The 22,178-nt window shown below is 61.4% G+C and carries 21 protein-coding genes; 10 read left to right on the forward strand and 11 right to left on the reverse strand.

Annotation, left to right across the window (positions count from 1 at the left end):
- Positions 1-3: 3 nt before the first annotated feature.
- Complete coding sequence (locus ACN6NG_RS11790; RefSeq protein WP_016499220.1) at positions 4-1,065, reverse strand: YeiH family protein; 1,062 nt, start codon at positions 1,063-1,065, stop codon at positions 4-6.
- 111 nt (positions 1,066-1,176) lie between these two features.
- Here ACN6NG_RS11790 and ACN6NG_RS11795 point away from each other — a divergent pair, with 111 nt between their 5' ends.
- On the forward strand, positions 1,177-2,064 hold the full coding sequence (locus tag ACN6NG_RS11795; RefSeq protein WP_474314062.1) for a LysR family transcriptional regulator: 888 nt from the start codon (positions 1,177-1,179) through the stop codon (positions 2,062-2,064).
- 114 nt (positions 2,065-2,178) lie between these two features.
- Here the strand turns inward: ACN6NG_RS11795 and pncB are convergent, their stop codons facing one another.
- Complete coding sequence (gene pncB / locus ACN6NG_RS11800; RefSeq protein ID WP_474314064.1) at positions 2,179-3,378, reverse strand: nicotinate phosphoribosyltransferase; 1,200 nt, start codon at positions 3,376-3,378, stop codon at positions 2,179-2,181.
- A complete protein-coding gene (locus ACN6NG_RS11805) occupies positions 3,375-4,025 on the reverse strand; it encodes an isochorismatase family protein (protein WP_474314065.1) in 651 nt (216 codons plus the stop codon). Before ACN6NG_RS11805 ends, pncB begins: the two co-directional genes overlap by 4 nt.
- Positions 4,026-4,163: 138 nt before the next feature.
- Here ACN6NG_RS11805 and ACN6NG_RS11810 point away from each other — a divergent pair, with 138 nt between their 5' ends.
- A complete protein-coding gene (locus tag ACN6NG_RS11810; RefSeq protein ID WP_474314068.1) occupies positions 4,164-4,868 on the forward strand; it encodes an NUDIX hydrolase in 705 nt (234 codons plus the stop codon).
- Between the two features lie 36 nt (positions 4,869-4,904).
- On the opposite strand, the gene ACN6NG_RS11815 is transcribed toward ACN6NG_RS11810, so the two are convergent.
- On the reverse strand, positions 4,905-5,276 hold the full coding sequence (locus ACN6NG_RS11815) for a response regulator (protein ID WP_474314069.1): 372 nt from the start codon (positions 5,274-5,276) through the stop codon (positions 4,905-4,907).
- 280 nt (positions 5,277-5,556) lie between these two features.
- On the opposite strand from ACN6NG_RS11815, the gene ACN6NG_RS11820 reads away from it, so the two are divergent.
- Positions 5,557-7,107, forward strand: coding sequence for a PAS domain-containing protein (locus ACN6NG_RS11820; protein ID WP_474314071.1), 1,551 nt, complete (start codon positions 5,557-5,559; stop codon positions 7,105-7,107).
- A 174-nt stretch (positions 7,108-7,281) separates the two neighbouring features.
- Here the strand turns inward: ACN6NG_RS11820 and ACN6NG_RS11825 are convergent, their stop codons facing one another.
- From ACN6NG_RS11825 to ACN6NG_RS11845, 5 genes are all read right to left on the reverse strand, one after another.
- Entirely contained in the window at positions 7,282-8,655 is a 1,374-nt protein-coding gene (locus tag ACN6NG_RS11825; RefSeq protein WP_474314072.1) for an LLM class flavin-dependent oxidoreductase, read from the reverse strand.
- 35 nt (positions 8,656-8,690) lie between these two features.
- A complete protein-coding gene (locus tag ACN6NG_RS11830; protein ID WP_063423646.1) occupies positions 8,691-9,536 on the reverse strand; it encodes an amino acid ABC transporter permease in 846 nt (281 codons plus the stop codon).
- Positions 9,533-10,354, reverse strand: a complete 822-nt coding sequence (locus ACN6NG_RS11835) for an ABC transporter substrate-binding protein (RefSeq protein ID WP_016499245.1) — start codon at positions 10,352-10,354, stop codon at positions 9,533-9,535. Before ACN6NG_RS11835 ends, ACN6NG_RS11830 begins: the two co-directional genes overlap by 4 nt.
- 113 nt (positions 10,355-10,467) lie before the next feature.
- Complete coding sequence (locus ACN6NG_RS11840) at positions 10,468-11,397, reverse strand: DMT family transporter (protein ID WP_474314073.1); 930 nt, start codon at positions 11,395-11,397, stop codon at positions 10,468-10,470.
- 296 nt (positions 11,398-11,693) lie between these two features.
- Complete coding sequence (locus ACN6NG_RS11845; protein WP_016499247.1) at positions 11,694-12,287, reverse strand: helix-turn-helix domain-containing protein; 594 nt, start codon at positions 12,285-12,287, stop codon at positions 11,694-11,696.
- 346 nt (positions 12,288-12,633) lie between these two features.
- Here ACN6NG_RS11845 and glnT point away from each other — a divergent pair, with 346 nt between their 5' ends.
- The 5 genes from glnT to ACN6NG_RS11870 all read left to right on the forward strand — a co-directional run bounded on the left by glnT (position 12,634) and on the right by ACN6NG_RS11870 (position 18,349).
- Positions 12,634-13,968 (forward strand): type III glutamate--ammonia ligase, encoded by a 1,335-nt coding sequence (gene glnT, locus ACN6NG_RS11850; protein WP_474314074.1) that lies wholly within the window; start codon positions 12,634-12,636, stop codon positions 13,966-13,968.
- A gap of 66 nt (positions 13,969-14,034) precedes the next feature.
- On the forward strand, positions 14,035-14,940 hold the full coding sequence (locus tag ACN6NG_RS11855) for a class II glutamine amidotransferase (RefSeq protein ID WP_063423648.1): 906 nt from the start codon (positions 14,035-14,037) through the stop codon (positions 14,938-14,940).
- Positions 14,941-14,967: 27 nt separating this feature from the next.
- Positions 14,968-15,642 (forward strand): protein glxC, encoded by a 675-nt coding sequence (locus tag ACN6NG_RS11860; RefSeq protein ID WP_474314076.1) that lies wholly within the window; start codon positions 14,968-14,970, stop codon positions 15,640-15,642.
- A 15-nt stretch (positions 15,643-15,657) separates the two neighbouring features.
- Positions 15,658-16,983: an FMN-binding glutamate synthase family protein gene (locus ACN6NG_RS11865; RefSeq protein WP_403010548.1), complete on the forward strand. Its 1,326-nt coding sequence runs from the start codon at positions 15,658-15,660 to the stop codon at positions 16,981-16,983.
- A 61-nt stretch (positions 16,984-17,044) separates the two neighbouring features.
- Complete coding sequence (locus ACN6NG_RS11870) at positions 17,045-18,349, forward strand: ammonium transporter (protein WP_474314077.1); 1,305 nt, start codon at positions 17,045-17,047, stop codon at positions 18,347-18,349.
- Between the two features lie 124 nt (positions 18,350-18,473).
- On the opposite strand, the gene ACN6NG_RS11875 is transcribed toward ACN6NG_RS11870, so the two are convergent.
- Positions 18,474-19,886 (reverse strand): purine-cytosine permease family protein, encoded by a 1,413-nt coding sequence (locus ACN6NG_RS11875; RefSeq protein WP_016499253.1) that lies wholly within the window; start codon positions 19,884-19,886, stop codon positions 18,474-18,476.
- Positions 19,887-20,282: 396 nt separating this feature from the next.
- A complete protein-coding gene (locus ACN6NG_RS11880) occupies positions 20,283-20,735 on the reverse strand; it encodes an Lrp/AsnC family transcriptional regulator (protein WP_474314079.1) in 453 nt (150 codons plus the stop codon).
- Between the two features lie 111 nt (positions 20,736-20,846).
- Between ACN6NG_RS11880 and ACN6NG_RS11885 the strand changes: the two genes are divergently transcribed.
- Together ACN6NG_RS11885 and ACN6NG_RS11890 are read left to right on the forward strand one after the other, a co-directional pair.
- The gene (locus ACN6NG_RS11885) at positions 20,847-21,461 is read left to right on the forward strand and encodes a LysE family translocator (protein ID WP_474314081.1); all 615 of its coding nucleotides are present in this window, start codon (positions 20,847-20,849) and stop codon (positions 21,459-21,461) included.
- A 66-nt stretch (positions 21,462-21,527) separates the two neighbouring features.
- Positions 21,528-22,160, forward strand: a complete 633-nt coding sequence (locus tag ACN6NG_RS11890; protein ID WP_049275086.1) for a LysE family translocator — start codon at positions 21,528-21,530, stop codon at positions 22,158-22,160.
- Positions 22,161-22,178 lie beyond the last annotated feature (18 nt).

Here is a 22,178-nt window from a genome sequence, read left to right on the forward strand (position 1 = left end):
GATTTATCCCAACAGCTTTTGCACGCCGAGGGTAATTGCCAAGCCACCGCCTACCAGCCACAGGTTAAGAATCGCCCCGGTAGCCAGCGCCTTTGGCCCGGCCTGGCGAATTTGGCTGAAGCGGGTTTCCATACCCAGTGCAGTCATGGCCATGGTCAGGGCAAAAGTGTCGAGGCTGTTCACCGCCTGGGTCACGCTACCCGGCAGTACCTGCAGCGAATTCACCAGCACCAGGGCAAGGAAGCCGAAGGCGAACCACGGCATCGCAATGCGCCCATTGCCCTGCGCCTGGCCGGCCTTGCGCGAGCGGCTGATCCACAGGCCTACCACCAGCAGTACCGGCACCAGCAGCATCACCCGGGTCATCTTGACGATGGTGGCGATATGAGTGGCTTCAGGGCTGACGTTACTGGCTGCGCCCACTACTTGGGCGACTTCGTGGATAGTGCCGCCCAGGAAAAGCCCGGCGCCCAGGGTGTCCAGGTGCAGCCACCCGGCGTTGATGGCCAGCGGGTAGAGGAACATCGACAAGGTGCCGAACAACACCACGCTGCCGACGGCCATGGCGCTCTTGTGCGGGGCACTGCGCAGTGCCGATTCGAAGGCGAGCACGGCGGCGGCGCCACAGATGGCGCTGCCAGCGGCGGTCAGCAGGGCAGTGTCGCGGTCCAGCTTGAACAGCTTCATGCCACACCAAAGGCCGATCAGCAGGGTGCTGGACACCACCAGCAACGACACGAGCAGCCCCGACCAGCCGACTTCGGCGATTTCCTGCAGGCTGACCCGCAGGCCGAAGAAGGCCACGGCAATGCGCAGCAGGCCGCGGGCCGAAAAGTTGATGCCGGCAGCCCAGCTGGCCGGTACACCATCGCGCAAGGCATTGCCGTACAGCGCGCCGGCGACGATGCCGACAATCAACGGGCTGATGCCCAGGTTGGCGATGGCAGGCAAGGCCGCCAGCTGAGTGACCGCAAGCGCAAAAAGCGCGACGAACAGGATGCCGTTGAGCCGCCCTCGGGTAGAGAGGGTAGGCGAATAAGCGGGGTGGGACGGAACCGTGGCCATGTGAGTCCTCCGGAAAGGTGTTTCGACAAGGCCTACGTTAATCTGGTTATAAGCTTATAAAAAATCGTAATTTGGAATGGCAAATATCCGTTTAGCTGATATTTTTAAAACATGACCCCAGAACAACTGATAACGTTTGCCACTGTTGCCGAGCACGGCAACATCAGCCATGCGGCCCAGGCGCTGCACTTGTCGCAACCGGCGGTGTCCGGCCAGCTCAAGCTGCTGCAGGAGGCTTTTGGCGAGCCGCTGTATCAGCGTGCCGGCCGTGGTGTGCGGTTGACGGCAGCCGGCGAGCAGCTGCTGGCCCATGCCGAGCGCCTGCGCGAAACCTTCCGCCAGGCCCAGGCACTGCGTGAGGCCATGCGTGGCCTGGAGCGTGGTACCTTGCGTATCGGTGCCAGTACCACACCCGCCAGCTACCTGCTGCCTTACCTGATTGCCGACTTCCATGCCCGTCACCCGGACGTGCTGGTGACTACATCGCACGGCAACACAGCGGAGATCGTCGCTGCGCTGGACAGTGTCGACATCGCCCTGATCGAAGGGCCGCCTGCGCAGGAGTTGCCCTTGGGCACGCAAGTGACGGCCTGGCGTGAGGACGAGATCGTTGCCATCGTGCCCAGTGGTCATCCGCTGGCAGGCAGTGACCAGCAGGCCTTGGCGTCGCTGGGTGCTTACCCGTTGGTGCTGCGCGAGAGCGGCTCGGGGGTGCGGCAGATTGTAGAGCGGGCGTTTGCCCGTGATGGTGTGGCGATGCGCGTAGCGCTGGAAATTGCCGGGGTGGAAGGGGTGAAGGAGGCGGTGCGTGCGGGGATGGGTGTTGGCTTTGTGTCGGCGATGTCCATCCGCCATGAGGATGGGGCGCTGCACAGGTTGCAGGTTGCGCCGCAGCCTTTGGTCAGGCGGTTTTCCATTCTGATGCCGCATGCCGCGACGCCATCGCGGGCGGCGGCGCGGTTTCTTGAGTTGTGTGTGGGTATGCAAGAGGTCGGTTGACTGTGGCGGCCTTTTCGCGGCACAAGGCCGCTCCTACAGGGGGTACGCAGCATTCAACGGCTTTGTACCTGTAGGAGCCGGCCTTGTGCCGCGAAGAGGCCGGCGCAGGCACCCTCAATTCAAATGAAAGACATGCTTCAGATAAGCAATAAAATTCTCGTCTCGGCACTGCGTCTTGCCCGGACTGTCGGAAATCTTCGCCACTGGCGCCCCATTGCAGCCGGTCATCTTGATCACGATGTTCATCGGCTCCACTCCCGGGATATCACACGTGAGCTTGGTACCAATGCCAAAGCTCACATTGATCCGTTCATGCAACGCCCGGTACAGCCCCAGCGCCTTGGCAAAATCCAGCCCGTCGGAAAAGATCAGGGTCTTGCTCCTCGGGTCGATCCCCAGCCGCTCATAATGGGCAATGGCTTTTTCCGCCCACGCCAGTGGATCGCCCGAGTCGTGCCGCAAGCCATCGAATAGCTTGGCGAAGTACAGATCGAAATCGCCAATGAAGGCATCCATGGTGATGCAGTCGGTTAAAGCAATACCCAACAGCCCGCGGTACTCTCTTACCCAGCATTCCAGCGCAGCGGCCTGGCTGTCGACCAGGCGTGGGCCGAGCTGCTGGTGGGCCATGAACCATTCGTGAGCCATGGTGCCGAGTGGCTTGAGCTCGAACTCGCGGGCCAGGTGCACATTGCTGGTGCCGACGAAGCGCCCGGGGAAATCGTGCTTGAGGATGTGCACCACCTCTTCCTGCACGCGGTAGGAAAAGCGCCGCCGGGTACCGAAGTCCGCCAGCTGGAAGCCGGCCAGCTCATCGGCGCTGGTCTCGGCTTTGAGCCAGTCCAGCTTCTGGTACAGGCGTTCGCCCACTTGCTCGATCACCACTTCGCGATAGCGGTAGCGGTTGCGGACTTCGCTGATGATCGCCAGCAGCGGGATTTCATAGAGGATCACGTGCAACCACGGCCCACGCACGCGGATTGCCAGTTGCCCTTCGCCATCCAGGCCCACCTGGACATAGCGCAGGTTGAAGCGAAACAGGCTGAGGAAGCGAATGAAGTCCGGCTTGAGGAAGGGGATTTTTTCCAGATAGGCCAGTTGGTCGTGGGTGACGGTAACCTCGGCCAGCTGCTCCACCTGATAGCGGATCTCGGCCAGGTAGGGGGAAAGGTCTTCGCCATTGCGGCAGCGAAACTCCCATTCCACCTCGGCGTTGGGGTAGTTGTGCAGCACCGCCTGCATCATGGTGATCTTGTAGAAGTCGGTGTCCAGCAGGTTCTGGATGATGCGTGGGCCAAAAACACTGTCGCTCATGGGCGGTCTTCCTTGATCAGGGCAAGCTGGTGGTCAAGCGCGGCCTCGTCGCCGCAGAGGATCACGCCCTCGGCGGCCAACGCATCACATGCCTCGATGGCCCCGGCCTGGGTAAGCGCGCGGCAGGCCGGCAGGTACAGCAGCACCTGAAAGCCGGCCTGGCGCAATTGGCGGGCGGTGGTCTTGACGCAGTAGTCCAGGGCCAGGCCGCCGACGATCACCGCGCTTACCTGCTGCACCTTGAGGTATTCGATCACCCCGGTAGAGCGGCGCTCGGCAAGGTCGTGGTAGCAGGCGCCGTAGGGGTGCAGGTCAGGTTCGACGCCTTTCCACACGAAGTAGTCGTAGTCGATGGGAGCGGGCAGACCGGGCAGCAGCGCGAAGCCCGGTGTGCCGGGGACGCAGTGGCTGACCCAGGTCAGGTCGGCGTTGGCTAGTTGCAGGGGTTGCAGCATGTGCGCAGGGTCGGCGACCACCCAGGCGGCGTTGGCCGGGTGCGCGTCCTTGCTGCCCAGGCGCAGGTCGGCGCGCAAGGCCATGGCGTTCAGGTCAGCCGCAATTTCGTCGCCTTCGGGCACCGGCAGCTCCAGCGGGGCGTTGGCAGTGAAGCCGTTTTGCGCGTCGACATCGAAACTGGCGATCTTCATGGCGGTTCTCCTTGCTGGAATGGTTATATAATTCACCTGGTGTATTAAGTATGTCAAGTGGTAAACGATATGGGGTTGGTGGTTGCCTTACTTAGATGCTCTGGTGGATTATTGTGCTACTGAACAAGGAGCTGCACGGTGAGTACAGTCGAAGTCCTGGCCAGTGTCGACATCGTCGCCCTGCGCCTGGCCCCTGATGCCCAGCATCTGCAAGTGTTGTTGCACCGTCGTGAGCGCGAGCCGCATGCCGGGCAATGGGCCTTGCCTGGGGTCATCGTAAATGGGCGTACCCCCGACACCAGTCTGGAAGATGCCGCCAGCCGGGCCCTGCACGAGAAGGCCCGGGTGCAACCCTGCTACATGGAGCAGGTGGGTACCGAGGGCAATGCATTCCGCGATCCACGAGGGTGGTCGTTGAGCACCTATTACCTGGCGTTGCTCGACCCCGCGCAGGACGTCGAAGGCGAGCAACTGGCGTTTTTCGATCTGGACAGTGTGCTGGGGCGCAAGGTGCTGTTGCCCTTTGACCACAACTTGCTGGTGGAGCGGGCCCGCGAACGCCTGGCGGCAAAGACGGTGTACAGCAGCCTGCCGCTTTACCTGTTGGCGCAGAAGTTTACTGTGCAGGATGCGCTCGGGGCGGTGCAGGCCTGCCTGGGACAGGGGGTGAACGGTACCTCTGTGCGCAAACGCCTGGAGCGTTTACGCGAGCTGGGTTGGGTAAGGGATACCGGCGAGAAGCACCAGCCAAAGCTGGGCAGGCCGCAGCAGTTGTATCAGTACACGCCGCAAGGGGAGCGGGCATTCATGTTTGACCGCAGTTTGTTACCTGAAGGCGGATAAGTGAGGAGCTAGCTGACCTGGCAGAAGTGCCAATGTCTAAACACTTGCCTTAGGCGATAGCTGCCGCTCAACAGTGTTCAGTAACTGGTCAACCGTCCAGGGTTTGGACAGGAACGTTGAACACTCAGGCAGGCGAACGCCGGGATCAAGTTGGCCGGCCGACATCACGATCACGGCGGTAGCAGGCCAACGATCAATGATCAGGTGCGCAAGATCCACGCCAGTGAGTTGGCCAGGCATCTGGATATCGGTCAAGACGAGGTCCAGCTGGGCCATTGTTTCCAGCACCGTTATCGCCTCATCGACACAACTGCAGCTGTGCACGTCGAGTTCGAGCGATTCCAGCGCCTCACAGGCGAGCATTCGGATCAACTCGTCGTCCTCTACTACCAATACACTGCGAGCCATAATAAAAACCCCGATCATGTAGCCATACGGCCAGCGGCCATGACCAGTGGTTTCACGCGGCTGACGGGTGGCGCTTGGGTTGCTGGCCAGCCCAGCGATCTATACTTGCCCATTACCGTCGGGCTTAGATGGTTTTTGTCATTGCCATCGATCCAGGATCGTTGGTAAATGAAACCACGAAACTTTTTCGATCCCGGTCCGGCACGTGCGCAGGGGCCACGGTGTCAAAAGGCACGCTCGAAAATAATCTTCCATATTGGCCAGCTGTGGATGAGAACCCATGCATCAACTGCCTCCCGATGAAATGATCAGGCTTGCACTACAGAAGTCACAGGCCCGTTTACACAAGCAGCATCAGTTGGTGGTGGAGTATGGCGTGTCGTCACTCAGGTCGACGAACCTCGATACTTTGCTCACGCAGGCTTGTACCGTGGTGGCCAACGGCATGAGCACGCGTTTTGCCAAGGTGTTGATGCCGTTGCCTGGGAGTGACGATTTTTTGCTGACCCACGGCGTCGGTTGGGATCCCTCGGATATCGGCCACGCCAAGGTCGGTGGGGATGTGGCCAGTCCGGCGGGTTATGCCATTTCCACCTACCGGCCGGTGCTCTCCAACCATCTGGGCCAGGAGCAACGCTTCCGCACGCCGGACCTGTTGAAGAAATACGGTATCGAACGCGCCATCAACGTGCCTATCCGGGGGGCGCTCAGGCCCTTTGGTGTGCTGGAGGCGGATAGCACCGACGGTGACGACTTCATCGAAAGCGACCTGGTCTTCCTCGAGGGTATCTCCAATGTCATCTCCATGGCCGTGGAGCGTCTGGCAAATGGGGCGGATGACCAGTTACCGGATCGCTATTCCGAGAGCATGCTCAATGCCAGTCCGGACTGCGTAAAGATCCTCACCACCCACGGCGACATCGAATTCATGAATGATGCCGGGATGTGCCTCATGCACATCGGCGAGCTGGCAGAGGTGCGGGGCAAACCTTGGGCCCAGCTGTGGCCTGATGATTCCAAGGCGGTGGTGCGTGATGCCATGGCGCGTTCCGTAGCCGGCGAGTCGGCAAGGTTTGAAGCCTATTGCCCTACAGCCACCGATGAGCCGAGATGGTGGGACGTCACCATCGCCCCCATTCTGACTACTGAGGGCAAGGTGGACAGACTGATCGCGGTGTCGCGGGACATCACCGAGCGGCACCAGCATGAGGCTCAGCTGCTGTCGCTGATTGCCGTGCAGAACACCAAGCTGAGCGACAGCGATCTCTATCTCGAAGAGATTCACCATCGGGTGAAGAACAGCCTGCACCTGGTGAACACCCTGCTGCAGCTTCAAGCCAACCTGTCGGCGGATGAGGCGGTCAAGATCCAGCTGCAGACGGCGGCGAGCCGTGTGCTGACGATAGCCAGTGTGCATGAACGCCTCTATCAGACCGCAGAAACCCAGGGTGTCCTGGCATCAGAGTATCTTGGCGCCTTGTTGAGTGACCTGGGGTCGGCGCTGGCTGAACGAAAGATCGTCCTCGACGCCGATGCTTTCATTCTCCCTCCACAGCGGATGGCGCCGTTGGGCCTGGTCATTTCCGAGCTGATCACCAATGCCCTCAAGTACGGCAAGGGCACCATAGGCGTGAGCGTCCAGGATGCAGGCGACCATGCTGTCATTACGGTAAGGGACGAGGGGGAGGGCTTTCCGGAGTCTTATCCCGAACCAAGCGGAACAGGCCTGGGCATGCGGCTGGTGAAAAGCTATTCAGGGTATGGGGCCAATGCAATTACGCTGGACCGGCTAGCCGAGAACAGTACGATTTGTGTGAAGTTCAAGCTGTAGGGGGCAGTTGAATCCGCCTTGCCCCGCACCGCGTTCCAGGTTGGCCATGCAGGAGCAAACCAGAGCCAGCAGGGCCCTGGTTTGCTGACAGGTCAGCGTTCGTCATCAAGTATGCCTTCGTTATCGGCCTGGTCTGATTCGGTATCCAGGCCGAGTGGTCAGTTGATTTCGCCTTCACTGCTGCCGGAAAGACGCTCCATAAGCAGATGATGGCAGTCGGCTCGAGCGGTCATCTCTGAGGCGAGACCGGAAGGTTCCGCTTTGCGCTTGCGTGCGATAAAGCCCGCGTTTTTGGAGTTCAGGTACAATCAGCTCGACGAAATCCTCCAAGGTGCCAGGACTGGTGAGCGGGTTCAGCATGTAACCACTGGTTCCCGAAATGCGGGCGTGCTCCTCGATGCAGTCGGCTACTTGCTCAGGCGTTCCTACCAGAATCAAATCTGTACCGCGTGTGACGTTGGCAAAACGCTTCCTGACGTCACCTGCCGTCAACGGCTTGCCGCTGCCGTCTGGTCGCATCATGTAGGAGGTCAAACCTTCGGTATGGGTCGAGAGCGCATCGCCGTCCGCATAGCGGCTAAGGTCGATGCCTGTATCGCCGGCATAGCTGACCAATTGTGCTTCCAGGTGATAGTTGCTCTGAAGCTCGTCATACTTTCTCTGGGCCTCAATCTCGGTTTTCGCCGTGACGATCCGCAGCACCGTAAGCGATTTCACGTCATCCCGATCACGTCCACGAGCCTGTGCCATCGTCCAGATTTCTTCCAGACCCTGGCGGATTTCATTTGGGTTGGATTTGGCGATGAAAATCAGCTCTGCATGTTTGGCTGCGAACTCTCGGCCCCGGCCTGACCAACCGGCCTGGATAAGCAGCGGGGTTCGTTGCGGGGAAGGCGCTGTCAGGTGAGGGCCTGCCACGCGGTAGCGCTCCCCGCAATGATTGATCGGTCTCACTCGCTCGCCACGGGCGTAGCGCTGACCCGCTTTGTCCTGCACCACTGCGTCGTTTGCCCAGCTGCCCTCCCAGAGCTTGTAGGCCACGTCCATGAACTCTTCGGCGCGTTCGTAGCGGTCGGCATGCTTGACCATCTCTTCCAGGCCGAAGTTGCGAGCAGCACTGGAAAGGTAGGATGTGACGATGTTCCAGGCGATCCGGCCATTGGTCATGTGATCGAGCGTGCTGAAGCGCCGGGCATGCGTGAAGGGATGTTCGTAGGTCGTGGTAACGGTAGCGCCGAATGCCAGATTCCTGGTGATCGCAGCTAGCCCCGGAATGATCATCAACGGGTCGTTCGCAGGCGCTTCTACCGCCCACTTCACTGCTGCTTCAGCGCTCCCGCCGAAGACGTCGTAGAAGCCCAGGACATCTGCGAAGAAGAGCATGTCGAGGTTAGCCTGGTCGGCGATACGGGCTTGGTTCGACCAGAAATCAAACGTGTTGGCGGCCAGGCGCTCATCCGCTGGATGAGTCCATAGGCTGGGGGCGCCACCGCAGCCAACGCTCGCTTGTTCGTATAGCGCAAACAATAGGGGTTTGGGGTCGGACATCATTTTTCCTGTCTTCATTGATATCAGCTGGCAGCTCACCGCTGATGCTGGAACCCTTTGCCGAAGTGGCGTTCAAGACGGTGCTGAATGAGCTCCAGCCCAATGGACAGCAGCCAGTAGATGAGCGCGGCAGTGGCGAGCATTTCGATATAACGGTATGAGGAGCGTCCGTAGGACTGCGCCAGGAACATCACTTCCCACACCCCCATTACCGAAATGAGCGACGAGTCCTTCAGCATCGAGATGAACTGGCTGGTGGTCGGGGGGATAATCGTCCTCATCGCTTGCGGAAGCACAACATGGAGGAACGCCGAGGTCGGCCTCAAGCCAAGCGCAGCAGCCGCTTCTCGCTGCCCGGGTGGGACAGCCATGATGCCGGCACGAAAAATTTCGCTGAGGTAGGCGCCGTAGTTGAGCGACAGTGCAATGATCCCTGCGCTAATCGCTCCCGGCACCACACCCAGTTGCGGTAGGCCCAGGTAAATGAGCAGGATCTGGATCAACAGCGGCGTACCGCGGAAAAACGATGCATAGAAGCTCGCCACGCCGAACGCCACAGCACTGCGTGATAACCGCGCCAGCGCCGTAACAAAGCCCAGCAGCAACGAAAACCCTATCGAGCAAATACAGAGGAAAAGCGTCAGTGCTGCACCCTGAAGGAAGCCGTTTGGTCCCAGCCGCAGGCCTACAAGGTTGGGCCATTTATCCAGGATGATCGAGAACTTCAGGTCAAAGCTCAGGAAGAAGAAGATGCAAAAGCCAAGCAATGCCCCCCAGGTCAGATACAGGCGGGTCTTGAACCCAAAGGTCCGACCAAGCAGGCTCGATTTCACCTTGGGTGCGAGAACGGACTTTGCGGGGTGTGGGTTGAGGACTGTCATTTACTGATATCGGCGCCGATCCACTTCTGGGAAATCTTGGCCAGTGTTCCATCGGCCTTGAGTGCTGTGATGACCTCAGTGACCTTTTCATTCCACTGCGGATCGCCTTTCTCAATAGCGATTACGTTGGGTTCGGCGTACAAAGTCTCGCCTGTGATTTTGAAGCGTGGATCCTGGGCAATACGCTCCTTGGCAGTGATCAGATTGGTGACCATTGCGTCCAGGCGCACGCCGGTGCCCAGTGCCAGATCCTGGAAGGCGACAGTTTCGTTGTCATACGGCGCAGCCTGGGCGTTATCAAACGGGTAGATGAGAGGTTTGTCTTCTGCCCCTTCGATGGTGAGATCTTTGTTCAGGTAAGCCTCGTAGGTCGAGGCGCTAATGACGCCAACTTTCTTGCCTGACAAATCTTTTCCCGAGGTGATGGCGGTGTCCTTGGCGTTGACCACGATCACCGCTGGCGACTGGTAATACTCGACCGGGAAGTCGAACACCTCAGCACGCGCCTTGCTCGGCGTCATTGAGCAGACACAGATATCGTAACGGCCACTCCAGCGGCCTGCGGCGATGACATCCCAAGAGGGCGTTTCGAGCTTGAGCCTCACCCCAAGACGCTCGGCTACGGCCTTGGCGACATCCACGTCAAAGCCATCCAGCTGGTTTTGCTCATTCAAGAATGAGAATGGCGGGTAGTTCTCCATCAGCACGCCGGTAAGCTCACCCTTGCCCTGGACACGATCAAGCGTTGCGCCCGCAAAGGCCGTTGAGGAAGCCACCAGTAAGGCAAGGCCCAAAGGTAAAAGTGGGAAGGCTTTCAACGACTGACACTCCATAGGGTTTGATTTTTAATATTAAAACGCAATATAAAATCAGTTGATACAAACATTATGGAATATGATTGGTTCCGGGCGCTATATCTACGGTGCTTTGATCAATGCGCGCAGCGGCTGGTATCCCCTTGCTCCGCCGATGCCTTGCGCGCCGCCGCCAGCAGGGTCGCCAGCACGATCAGCGCTGCACCAACGGCCATGCGCAGGCTCGGCTGATCACCAAACAGCCACCAGGCGCCGATGATCGCGTACACCGGTTCCAGCGCGATGATCATGCCGGCCGTCCGCGCTTCCAGGCCTTCCAGGCTCTTGACGAACAAAAACTGCGACAGCCCGGTGCAGAACACGCCCAGCAGCGCCAGGTTGACCCAGTCGCTGCCCGCCAGGCTGGTGCTGCCCAGGTGGGTGAAGGCAAACGGTGCCACCAGCGCGGCCACCACCACGTTCTGCCAGAAGGCCACCTGCATGGCGTTCATGCTTGATGCATTGCGGCGGTTGGCCACGGTCAGCAGGGCGAATGCCAGGCCCGAACCCAGTCCCCACAGCAGGCCGATGGTGCCGTTGTCCAGCAGGTCGAAAGTCGGCACCACCAACACCAGGCCGGCGGTAACCATCAGCAGCAGCAAACCTTGCACGGCCCCGATACGCTGGCCAAATACACCGCGTTCGATCATGGCAATGAACGCTGGGAAGCTGGCGAAGCCCAGAGTGGCCATCGCCACGCCGCCGACTTTGACGGCAATGAAGAAGGTCACCCAGTGGGCTGCCAGCAGGGCGCCGGTCAGGCCCAGCACCGGCAAATTGCGCAGAGTGAGCGCATCGAGCAGGCGGGTGCCCTTGAGCCCGGCGACGAAGCCCAGGGCAATGAAGGCGAAGGTGGCGCGGCCAAAGGTGATGATGCTGGCGTCGGCGTCGATCAAGTGACCAAGGATGCCGGTCAGGCCGAACAGCACAGCGGCGATATGGGCAACGCACAGGGCGTTACGGTGGCCGGTGGCGGCACCGGCTACGGGGATTGAAGTCGCGATCATGGCAGTCAAGTCTTCACAATGTGGCGCGCGCAAACACTCCCTGCTGGCGCTGCGCAGGTCTCTGATACTGGGAGTTTTTATCGTTATGAGCCCAGGCGAATTGCCCGGTGCAAAAAGGCGCCACAGCGTTGGAATTGTGAAGCGAGGCTGTTTTACTCGCGGCTACCACGTCGGCCAGCCCACGGCGCGGGGCTGGTCGATGTGTGTATTATTTTTGTATACAGGGTTTTGCAGCCGATTGCGGGCGACGTGTGCTTGTCTGATCGCGACATCGGCGGTTGCCTTGCAGCGCCGCGTCATTCGTCGCCGTAGTTCATGATCGACAGCAGGCGTATGGGCACCTGCACCAGTTGCTCAGGGCCATGTGGGGTTTCGCCGTCGAAGGTCAGGCTGTCGCCGGCGTGCATGTGGTAGAGCCGGTTGCCATGGCGATACACCAGTTCGCCCTCCAGCAAGTGGAGGAACTCGGTGCCAGGGTGGGCGAAGGTGGGGAACTCTTCGCTGGCGTCGTCCATGCTCACCATATAGGCCTCGAAGTTCTTCTTCGGCCCCCTGGCGTGATTGAGCAAGTGGTAGGTGTGGCCCTTCTCGGTGCCGCGGCGTACCACTTCCAGCCCTTCGCCGGCCTTCACCAGCAGGGCATTGCCATCGGGCTGGTCATATTGGCTGAACAGCTTGGCCATCGGCATGCCCAGCACGTCGCACAGGCGGCTGAGGGTGTCGAGGCTGGTGGACACCTGGGCGTTCTCGATCTTGCTCAGCATGCCCTGGCTGATGCCGGCGATGCGTGCCACATCGGCGAGCTTGAGGGACTGGGCCTGGCGCTGGCGCTTGATCTGCAGGCCAAGGTACTGCTCCAGGCGAAGGCGCGGTTCGGTTTCAGTCGACATCGAATGTCCTGCACGGTTTCAGTTCAAGAATAAAGTTTTCGCACTGGGAAAGTGCGAAATGCAACTGCGCTGGCCGCTTCTTTCCTCAGGTGAAAACAAGTTTCCCATAAATAGAACAGAAAAACCTGCCTGGATTTTGTCTTGGCTGTGCCGGCCTCTCGCGGGCAAGTCCACTCCCACAAAGGCTTTGCGGCGAATCCTGTGGGAGCGGGCTTGCCCGCGAAGAGGCCCGAACAGACACCCCAAGGTCGCGGCCTGAACAAACTTGGCAAGCGCATTGCATTCCTGTCAGGAAAGTAAGTTTCCTTTGCGGAATCATTGCCCCTTGCCCAGGAGTGTCCAACCCATGTTGCCAGCAGAAACCCAGCGCACGCTCGACCAACACGGCATCAAGTACGTGCTGGCGCAGTTCGTCGATATTCATGGCTCGGCCAAGACCAAATCGGTGCCGATATCGGGTCTGAAAATGGTAGCCGAGGAGGGTGCCGGCTTTGCCGGGTTCGCCATCTGTGGCATGGGCATGGAACCGCACGGGCCGGACTTCATGGCCCGCGGCGACCTGTCTACACTGGTCCCGGTGCCGTGGCAGCCAGGCTATGGCCGCGTGGTGTGCGTGGGCCATGTCAACGGCCAGCCTTGGCCCTATGACACCCGCTACGTGTTGCAGCAACAGGTGCAGCGCCTGGCCGACAAAGGCTGGACCCTGAACACCGGCCTTGAGCCTGAGTTCAGCCTTTTCCGCCGCGACGAAGGCGGCAAGCTGCAACTGGTGGACGCCTCCGACAACCTCGACAAACCCTGCTACGACTACAAGGGCCTGTCGCGCTCGCGGCTGTTCCTCGAGCGCCTGACCGAGGCCCTGCAGCCGGTGGGCTTCGACATCTACCAGATCGACCACGAAGACGCCAACGGCCAGTTCGAGATCAACTACACCTACAGCGATGCCATGGAGTCGGCCGACCGTTTCACCTTTTTCCGCATGGCCGCCGGTGAGATCGCCAACGACCTGGGCATGATCTGCTCGTTCATGCCCAAGCCCGACCCCAAGCGCGCCGGCAACGGCATGCACTTTCACCTGTCGCTGGCCAGCAGCACCCACAAGAACCTGTTCCACGACCCGTCCGACAGCAGCGGCATGGGCCTGTCGAAGCTGGCCTACCACTTTGCCGCAGGGCTGATGGCACACGGCCCGGCGCTGTGTGCCTTTGCGGCGCCGACGGTCAATTCCTACAAGCGTCTGGTGGTAGGCCGTTCGTTGTCGGGTTCGACGTGGGCCCCGGCCTTCGTAGCCTGGGGGGCCAACAACCGTTCGGCGATGGTGCGCATTCCTTATGGTCGCCTGGAGTTCCGCCTGCCGGACGCCGGCTGCAACCCGTACCTGGTCACCGCCGCGATCATTGCCGCCGGCCTGGATGGCATCGACCGCCAGCTGGACCCGGGCGAGATGTGCAATGAAAACCTGTACACCCTCAGCCTTGAAGAAATTGCCGCACGCGGCATCAAGACCCTGCCGCAATCGCTGAAGGAGGCCGCCGACGCGCTCGAAGCCGACCCGTTGTTCCGCGAGGTGCTGGGCGCCGAGATCGTCGACGAGTTCATCAAGCTCAAGCGCATGGAGTGGGTGGAGTACTGCCGCCACGTCTCCGACTGGGAAATCCAGCGTTACACCGAGTTCTTCTGACCGCCCCCAATCCCCTGGGCGGCCAATACGAGAGCGGTCGCCCACTGCCTAGTAAGGAGCATCACCATGTGTGGAATTGTAGGCCTGTACCTGAAAAAGCCCGAGCTGGAAGCCCAGCTTGGCAAGCTGTTCGAACCCATGCTCCAAGCCATGACCGACCGCGGCCCGGACAGCGCCGGCTTCGCCATCTACGGCGATGAAGTAGCCGAAGGCTGGGTCAAGCTGACCCTGCAAGCGGCTGACACCAATTACCCCTGGACCACCCTGATGGGCCAGCTGGAAGGGCACCTGGGCTGCTCGCTGGACTGGTTCCAAAACGCCAGCGCCGCGGTGCTCAAGGTGCACACCGATGAAGCCGCTGCCCGCGCCGCGTTGGCCGAGCTCGCGCCCGACGTGCGCATCATGAGCGCCGGGCAGAGCATCGAAATCCTCAAGGGCATGGGCTTGCCAGCAGAAATTTCCAGCCGCTTCGGCCTGGCCGGCATGAAGGGCAGCCACATCATCGGCCACACCCGCATGGCCACCGAAAGCGCCGTGACCATGGAAGGCAGCCACCCGTTCTCCACCGGCGCCGACCTGTGCCTGGTGCACAACGGCTCACTGTCCAACCACTTTCGCCTGCGCCAGGAGCTCAAGCGCGAAGGCATCAGTTTTGAAACCGACAACGACACCGAAGTGGCCGCCGGCTACCTGACCTGGCGCCTGCAGCAGGGTGACAGCCTGGCCCAGGCCCTGGATGGCGCACTGCAAGACCTGGACGGCTTCTTCACCTTTGCCATCGGCACCCGCAACGGCTTTGCCGTGATCCGCGACCCGATTGCCTGCAAACCGGCGGTGCTGGCCGAGACCGAAGACTATGTGGCCATGGCCTCGGAATACCAGGCACTGGCCGGCCTGCCAGGCATCGAGCACGCCAAGGTCTGGGAACCGGCCCCGGCCACGCTGTACGTCTGGGAACGCGAAAGCGCCTGACCTGCCACCGAACCCCTGGAGAACCTTATGAAGACGATCGACCTTTCCAGCACTTCGGTGCGTGTGCTCAACCAGTCCCTGCACGGCGAGGTGCAGGACCTTGAATGGCAAGTGACCCACCCTGGCGGCAAGCACAACCTGGCTGTGGGCATCAACGCTGCCGTGGCGGTGGATATCGAAGGCCACGCCGGCTACTACTGCGCCGGCATGAACCAGCAGGCCAGTGTCACCGTGCATGGCAATGTTGGTGTGGGGGTGGCCGAGAACATGATGTCCGGCTTGGTGCGGGTGAAGGGCAGTGCCTCCCAGGCCGCTGGAGCCACTGCCCATGGCGGGCTGCTGGTGATCGAAGGTGATGCCGGTGCCCGTTGCGGTATTTCCATGAAAGGCGTGGACATTGTGGTAGGCGGCAGCATCGGCCACATGAGCTGCTTCATGGGCCAGGCCGGGCGCCTGGTGGTGTGTGGCGATGCCGGCGACGCGCTGGGCGACTCGTTGTATGAGGTGCGCATCTACGTCAAGGGCACGGTGCAGTCACTGGGCTCGGATTGCATCGAAAAGGACATGTGCGCCGAACACCTGCAAGAGCTGCAGGAGCTGCTGAACAAGGCTGGCCTGGACCACAAGGCCGCCGATTTCAAACGTTACGGCTCGGCCCGCCAGCTATACAACTTCAAAGTCGACAACGCCAGCGCGTACTGATCCAGGAGCATTCCCATGAGCGAGCAATTCCCCCCGGTACTGCGTGAGTCGGCCACCTTCGATCGCCTGACCATCCAGGAAATCCAGCGTGCCGCTGAAACCGGCATCTACGACATTCGCGGTGGTGGCACCAAGCGCCGGGTGCCGCACTTCGACGACCTGCTGCTGCTGGGCGCCAGCGTGTCGCGTTACCCCCTGGAAGGCTACCGCGAGAAGTGCGGCACTGACGTGGTGCTGGGCAACCGCTTTGCGAAAAAGCCGATTCACCTGAAAATCCCGGTGACCATCGCCGGCATGAGCTTCGGTGCGCTGTCGGCCAATGCCAAGGAAGCGCTGGGCCGTGGGGCGACCATCGCCGGCACCAGCACCACCACCGGCGACGGCGGCATGACCCCGGAAGAGCGCGGCCAGTCGCAGCATCTGGTGTACCAGTACCTGCCATCGCGCTACGGTATGAATCCCGATGACCTGCGCAAGGCCGACGCCATCGAGATCGTCCTCGGCCAGGGCGCCAAGCCGGGTGGTGGCGGCATGCTGCTGGGCATGAAAGTGACCGAGCGGGTGGCCGGCATGCGCACCTTGCCGATCGGCGTCGACCAGCGCAGCGCCTGCCGCCACCCGGACTGGACCGGCCCGGACGACCTGGCGATCAAGATTGCCGAGATCCGCGAGATCACCGACTGGGAAAAACCCATCTACGTGAAGATCGGCGCCAGCCGCCCGTACTACGACGTCAAGCTGGCGGTGAAGGCCGGTGCTGACGTGATCGTGCTCGATGGCATGCAGGGCGGTACCGCAGCGACTCAGGAAGTGTTCATCGAGCACGTCGGCATCCCGATTCTGCCGGCCATCCCGCAGGCGGTGCAGGCGCTTCAGGAAATGGGCATGCACCGCAAGGTGCAGCTGATTGTCTCTGGCGGTATCCGCAACGGTGCCGACGTGGCCAAGGCCATGGCCCTGGGGGCTGACGCGGTGGCCATTGGTACGGCGGCGCTGATCGCCCTGGGTGACAACCATCCGCGCCTGGACTGCGAGCTGAAGAAGATTGGCTCGGCCGCCGGCTTCTATGACGACTGGCAAAACGGCCGCGACCCGGCCGGCATCACCACCCAGGACCCGGAGTTGGCCAAGCGCCTGAACCCGGAAGAGGCGGGGCGACGGCTGGCGAATTACCTGCGGGTGCTGGTGCTGGAGGCGCAGACCATGGCGCGGGCGTGTGGCAAGTCGCACTTGCACAACCTTGACCCGGAGGACCTGGTGGCCTTGACCGTGGAAGCGGCGGCGATGGCGCGGGTGCCCCTGGCGGGGACGGCTTGGGTGCCGGGGCAGGCGCAGTACTGATCCACCGTTTTTGGGGCTGCAAAGCAGCCCCAAGGCCCCCCATTCCCACAGGAGTGACTCCATGAAGCACCTCACCCTCGCTGTAATGTTGTTAGCCCTGGCCACCCAGGCCACTGCCGCCGAAACCACCCTGGACACCGGCAACACCGCCTGGATGATCTGCGCCGCGATGTTTGTGTTGATGATGTGCATCCCTGGCCTGGCGCTGTTCTATGGCGGCATGGTGCGTGCCAAGAACTTCCTCTCCGTGTTCACCCAGCTGTTCGCCGTGGCCGGGGTTATCGGCATCCTCTGGGTACTGTTCGGTTACAGCCTGGTGGTCGATACCACCGGCATGGTCGAGGGGCAGCTCACCTTCAACAGTTTCATCGGCGGGCTGGACAAGGCACTGATGCTGGATATCGGCCATGACAGCGTGGTCGGCACTATCCCCGAAGGCGTGTTTGCGGTGTTCCAGCTGACGTTCGCCATCATCACCCCGGCGCTGATTGCCGGCGGCTTTGCCGAGCGCATGAAGTTCAGCGCTTCGTTGCTGTTCATGGCGGCGTGGTTCGTGCTGGTGTACGCGCCAATCGCCCATATGGTGTGGGGCGGCCCGGGGGCGTTGATGGTCAACTGGGGCGTGCTGGACTTCGCCGGTGGTACTGCGGTGCATATCAACTCTGGCGTGGCTGCCTTGGCTGCGGCGTTGATGCTGGGCAAGCGCAAGGGCTACCCGCAGGTGGCCATGCCGCCGCACAACCTCGGCTTTACCCTGGTGGGTGCGGGGTTGCTGTGGGTGGGCTGGTTCGGCTTCAACGTGGGGTCGGGGCTGGCGGCCAACGAGGGGGCCGGGGTGGTGATGCTGGCGACCATGGTGGCGGCCTGTGCGGGGATTGTCGGTTGGTTGCTGACCGAGAAGGTGATGCATGGCCGGCCGACTGCCTTGGGTGCAGCGTCGGGGGCATTGGCCGGGTTGGTGGGCATCACACCGGCTTGCGCGTTCGTCGGGCCGCTGGGGGCGCTGGTGATCGGTGTGCTGACGGGGGCCATCTGCTTCTTTGCCGTGACCCGGCTCAAGCAGACGCTGGGGTATGACGACAGCCTCGATGTGTTCGGGCTGCATGGTGTTGGCGGCATGGTCGGGGCGGTGCTGACCGGGGTGTTCGCAGCGCCCTCGCTGGGGGGCTATGTCGAGGGCGTATCGCCCATCGGGCAGGCACTGGTGCAGCTAAAGGGGGTGGCGTTCACCTTTGTGTACTGCTTCGTGGTGAGCTGGGCGATTCTCGGCGCGATCAAGCTGACTGTCGGGCTGCGGGCCAGCCGGGAGGAAGAAGAGCAGGGGCTGGACCTGGCGGAGCACAATGAGCGGGCTTACAACCTCTGATTGATGTGTTGCCAGCACCGGCCCTATCGCCGGCAAGCCAGCTCCCACAGGTACCCACTTGGCCCAGGCCTGTGGTGCTCATGTGGGAGCTGGCTTGCCGGCGATAGGGCCGGTACAGGTTGAATCAGTGCCCCATGGCCAACTTGGCACTCGTCTGCCGACGACGGTAGGCACTGTCACGGCTGGCCAGCCACCAGTACAGCGGCGAGGTAATTGCCAGCCCTACCAGCCACGACAGGTCAGCCCCGTTGATGTGCTCGGAAATCGGCCCGACATACAGCGGCGTGTTCATGAACGGGATCTGCACCACGATACCTACCGCATAGGCAATCAAAGCCTGTGGGTTGTAACGCCCGTAGATACCGCCATCGACCTGGAAGATCGACTGGATGTCGTAGTCACCTTTGTGGATGACATAAAAGTCGATCAGGTTGATCGCTGTCCACGGCACCAGCACCACCAGCAGTACCAGCACCATGTCGACGAAGTGGCCGATGAAGTCTGCCGAGGCGAACACTGCCACCACGCAGCAGGCCGACAGCACGATCAGCGACAGCACCGCACGGCTCTTGGCAGTAGGAATCCAGCGATAAGCGAAGGTTTGCACCAGGGTGATGATCGACAGCACCGCGCCATACAGATTGAGGGCGTTGTGGCTGATGACGCTGAGCAGGAACAGCACCAGCATGATCGGGCCCAGGGTGCCGGTGGCCAGCTTGACCGCATCCATGGTGTCCATGCCTGCCGGGATCGCCAGTACCGCCACGGCGCCGAAGATGAACGACAGGCTCGAGCCCAGGGCAGAGCCCAGGTAGGTGGTCCAGAACGTCGAGCTGACTTTCACATCCGCCGGCAGGTAGCGCGAGTAGTCCGACACGTAGGGCGCAAAGGCGATCTGCCACAGCGCCGCCAGCGACACGGTGGCTAGCCAGCCGGCCAGGTTGAAGCTGCCACGGGTCAGGAAGTCGTCGCTTTGCACGTGGGTGAAGATGTAGCCGAAGCCCACCACGATGCCGATGCCCAGCACCCAGGTGCCGATACGGTTGAGCACGTGGATGAAGCGGTAGCCGATGATACCGATGATGCCCGACCCCAGCGCACCGATGACGATGCCCACCGGTACCGGCACGGTGTCTACCACGCCATGCAGCGACTTGCCGGCGAGCACGATGTTGGAAGCGAAGAAGCCGATGTACATGACGCCGGCGATCACCACCACCAGCAGCGCACCGAGGGTGCCGAACTGGGCGCGGCTCTGGATCATCTGCGGGATGCCCATTTGCGGGCCCTGGGCCGAGTGCAGTGCCATCAGTACCCCGCCGACCAGGTGGCCGACCAGGATGGCGACGATGCCCCATATCAGGTTCAGGTGAAACAGCTGCACGCCCAGCGCGCCGGTGACGATGGGCAGCGGCGCGATATTGCCGCCGAACCACAGTGTGAACAGATCCCTTACCTTTCCATGGCGGTCTTGCGGGGGCACGTAGCCGATTGTGTGTTTTTCTATCAGGGGTGCCGAATTGGCTGCACTGGTCATGACTGACTCCAAGGCAAGGTAGGGCATCGGGAGCTGCCCGGGGGCGTGCCGGCGATGGGCGACGCGTTCTTGTTGGAGGGATGATGCGGGGCGCGGGGATAACGAGAAATTAGTAAATATGTACCCATAAACCTTAAAAAACCTAAGGCTGACAAAAGCTTAAGCGAGTGACGGTAGCAAGGACGGTGCCAGTTGGCGGCAGGGCCTGGGATAGAGGGGTTGAGCCCTGTATCGGTAGAAAGCGGTGGGCTTTGATGGTGCGTGATGCGCGTTTTCAGGGCAGCTGGATGGTTGCCTGTATAGGCCCTTTCCCACAGGTATGGCGCAGCTTTCAGTACCTGTGGTGAACCTGTGGGAGCGGGCGAGCCCGCGAATGGGCCAGTACAGGCAATAGAGCTACATCGGCAGCAACCGGTCCTGAATCACTTCTTTCATTACCAGGGTCGAGCTCAGGCGCTTCACGTTGGGAATACTGGTCGGTTTCTCGTCGTACAGCTTCTGAAACGCCGGTAGGTCCTTGGCCACCACATGCAGCAGGTAATCCGGATCGCCAAACAACCGCTGCGCTTCGACAATCTGCGGGATCTCCGAAAGTGCCGCTTCAAAATCCGCCACTGGCTGGCGGGTGACCTCGCGCAGGGTCACGAACACCAGCGCCGCAAAGTTCAGCCCCAGGGCGCTCGGCGCCAGGCGGGCGTGATAGCCGAGTATCGCACCGGACGCCTCCAGTACCTTCAAGCGCCGATGGCAGGGCGAGAGGCTGAGCCCTACGCGGTCGGCCAGTTCGGTTACCGACAGCCGACCGTCTTTTTGCAGTTCGGCAAGTATTTTCCTGTCAGTTCTGTCCATTGAGAAGGATCTTCCAGCAATTGAACGATTGCAGGGAATATACGAAAGAAAATCCCCGAGCGGAATCCGTAATCTTTCGACATCCCAAGGCAGTAGATAAGGAAGATTCAAGTGGCTATCAGTGTGCTGACGGCATTTTGGGCCGTGTCGATGCTGTTTGTGATTACCCCGGGTGCAGACTGGGCTTACGCCATTTCGGCAGGCATGCGCGGGCGCTGGGTGATGCCCGCAGTGGCGGGGATGTTGTCGGGGCATTTCCTGGCGACACTGGTGGTGGCTGCGGGAGTAGGCAGCCTGTTGGCAGGCCACCCGCTGGCGCTGACCCTGCTGACCTTGGCAGGGTGCAGCTATTTGCTGTGGCTGGGCGGCAACCTGTTGCTGAGCCCGGCATTGCCCGAGGCCGGGCAGGGTGGTGAGGGGGAGTCGGGTTCGCGTTGGGCGTTGAAAGGGTTTTGCGTCAGCGGCTTGAACCCGAAAGTGTTCCTGCTGTTCCTGGCCTTGCTGCCGCAGTTCACCGACCCGCAGTCGAGCTGGCCGGTGCCTTTGCAGATCTTGCTGCTGGGCCTGGTGCACCTGTGCAGCTCGCTGGTGATCTACTCACTGGTCGGCTATGGCGCCAAAGCCGTGCTGAGCACCCGGCCGGGGGCGGCGAAGCTGGTCGGGCGGGTATCGGGGGGGGCGATGATTACCGTGGCCCTGGGTTTGATAGCCGGGCAGATCAACTGATTTCACCCGTGACAAATGGCTTCAGATACACTCGCCGCAAACCCACGCACAACCAGGATGTGCCCCATGCCTGAAACCACCCAACTGCTCACCTTCGCCCTGATCTGCCTCGGCATGGTGCTGACCCCGGGGCCGAACATGATCTACCTGATCTCCCGTTCGATCTGCCAGGGCCGCAAGGCCGGGTTGATTTCCCTGGGTGGTGTGGCTCTGGGCTTTGTCATCTACATGTTTTGCGCGGCCCTGGGTATCACGGCGCTGGTAATGGCAGTTCCCTTTGCCTATGACGCGCTGCGTATCGGTGGCGCGCTGTACCTGCTGTACCTGGCCTGGCAAGCGCTGCGGCCCGGGGGCCGTTCACCCTTCCAGGTCCGTGAACTGCCCGCCGACAGCCCGCGGCGGCTGTTCACCATGGGGTTTGCCACCAGCCTGCTCAACCCCAAGATCGCCGTCATGTACCTGTCGCTGATGCCGCAGTTCATCGAACCGGGCCATGGCAGCGTACTGCTGCAGTCGCTGGTGCTGGGTTCGACACAGATCGCCATCAGCGTCACGGTCAACGCGATGATTGCGGTCATGGCTGGGTCCATCGCCGTGTTTCTGGCTGGCAGGCCGCTGTGGCAACAGGTTCAGCGGTGGCTGATGGGTACCGTGCTGGCAGGGCTGGCGCTGCGCATGCTGGCAGAAGGGCGCCGTTGATCGTTCATTGCGCTGCAA

This window comes from Pseudomonas sp. TSO6 (assembly GCF_056098905.1).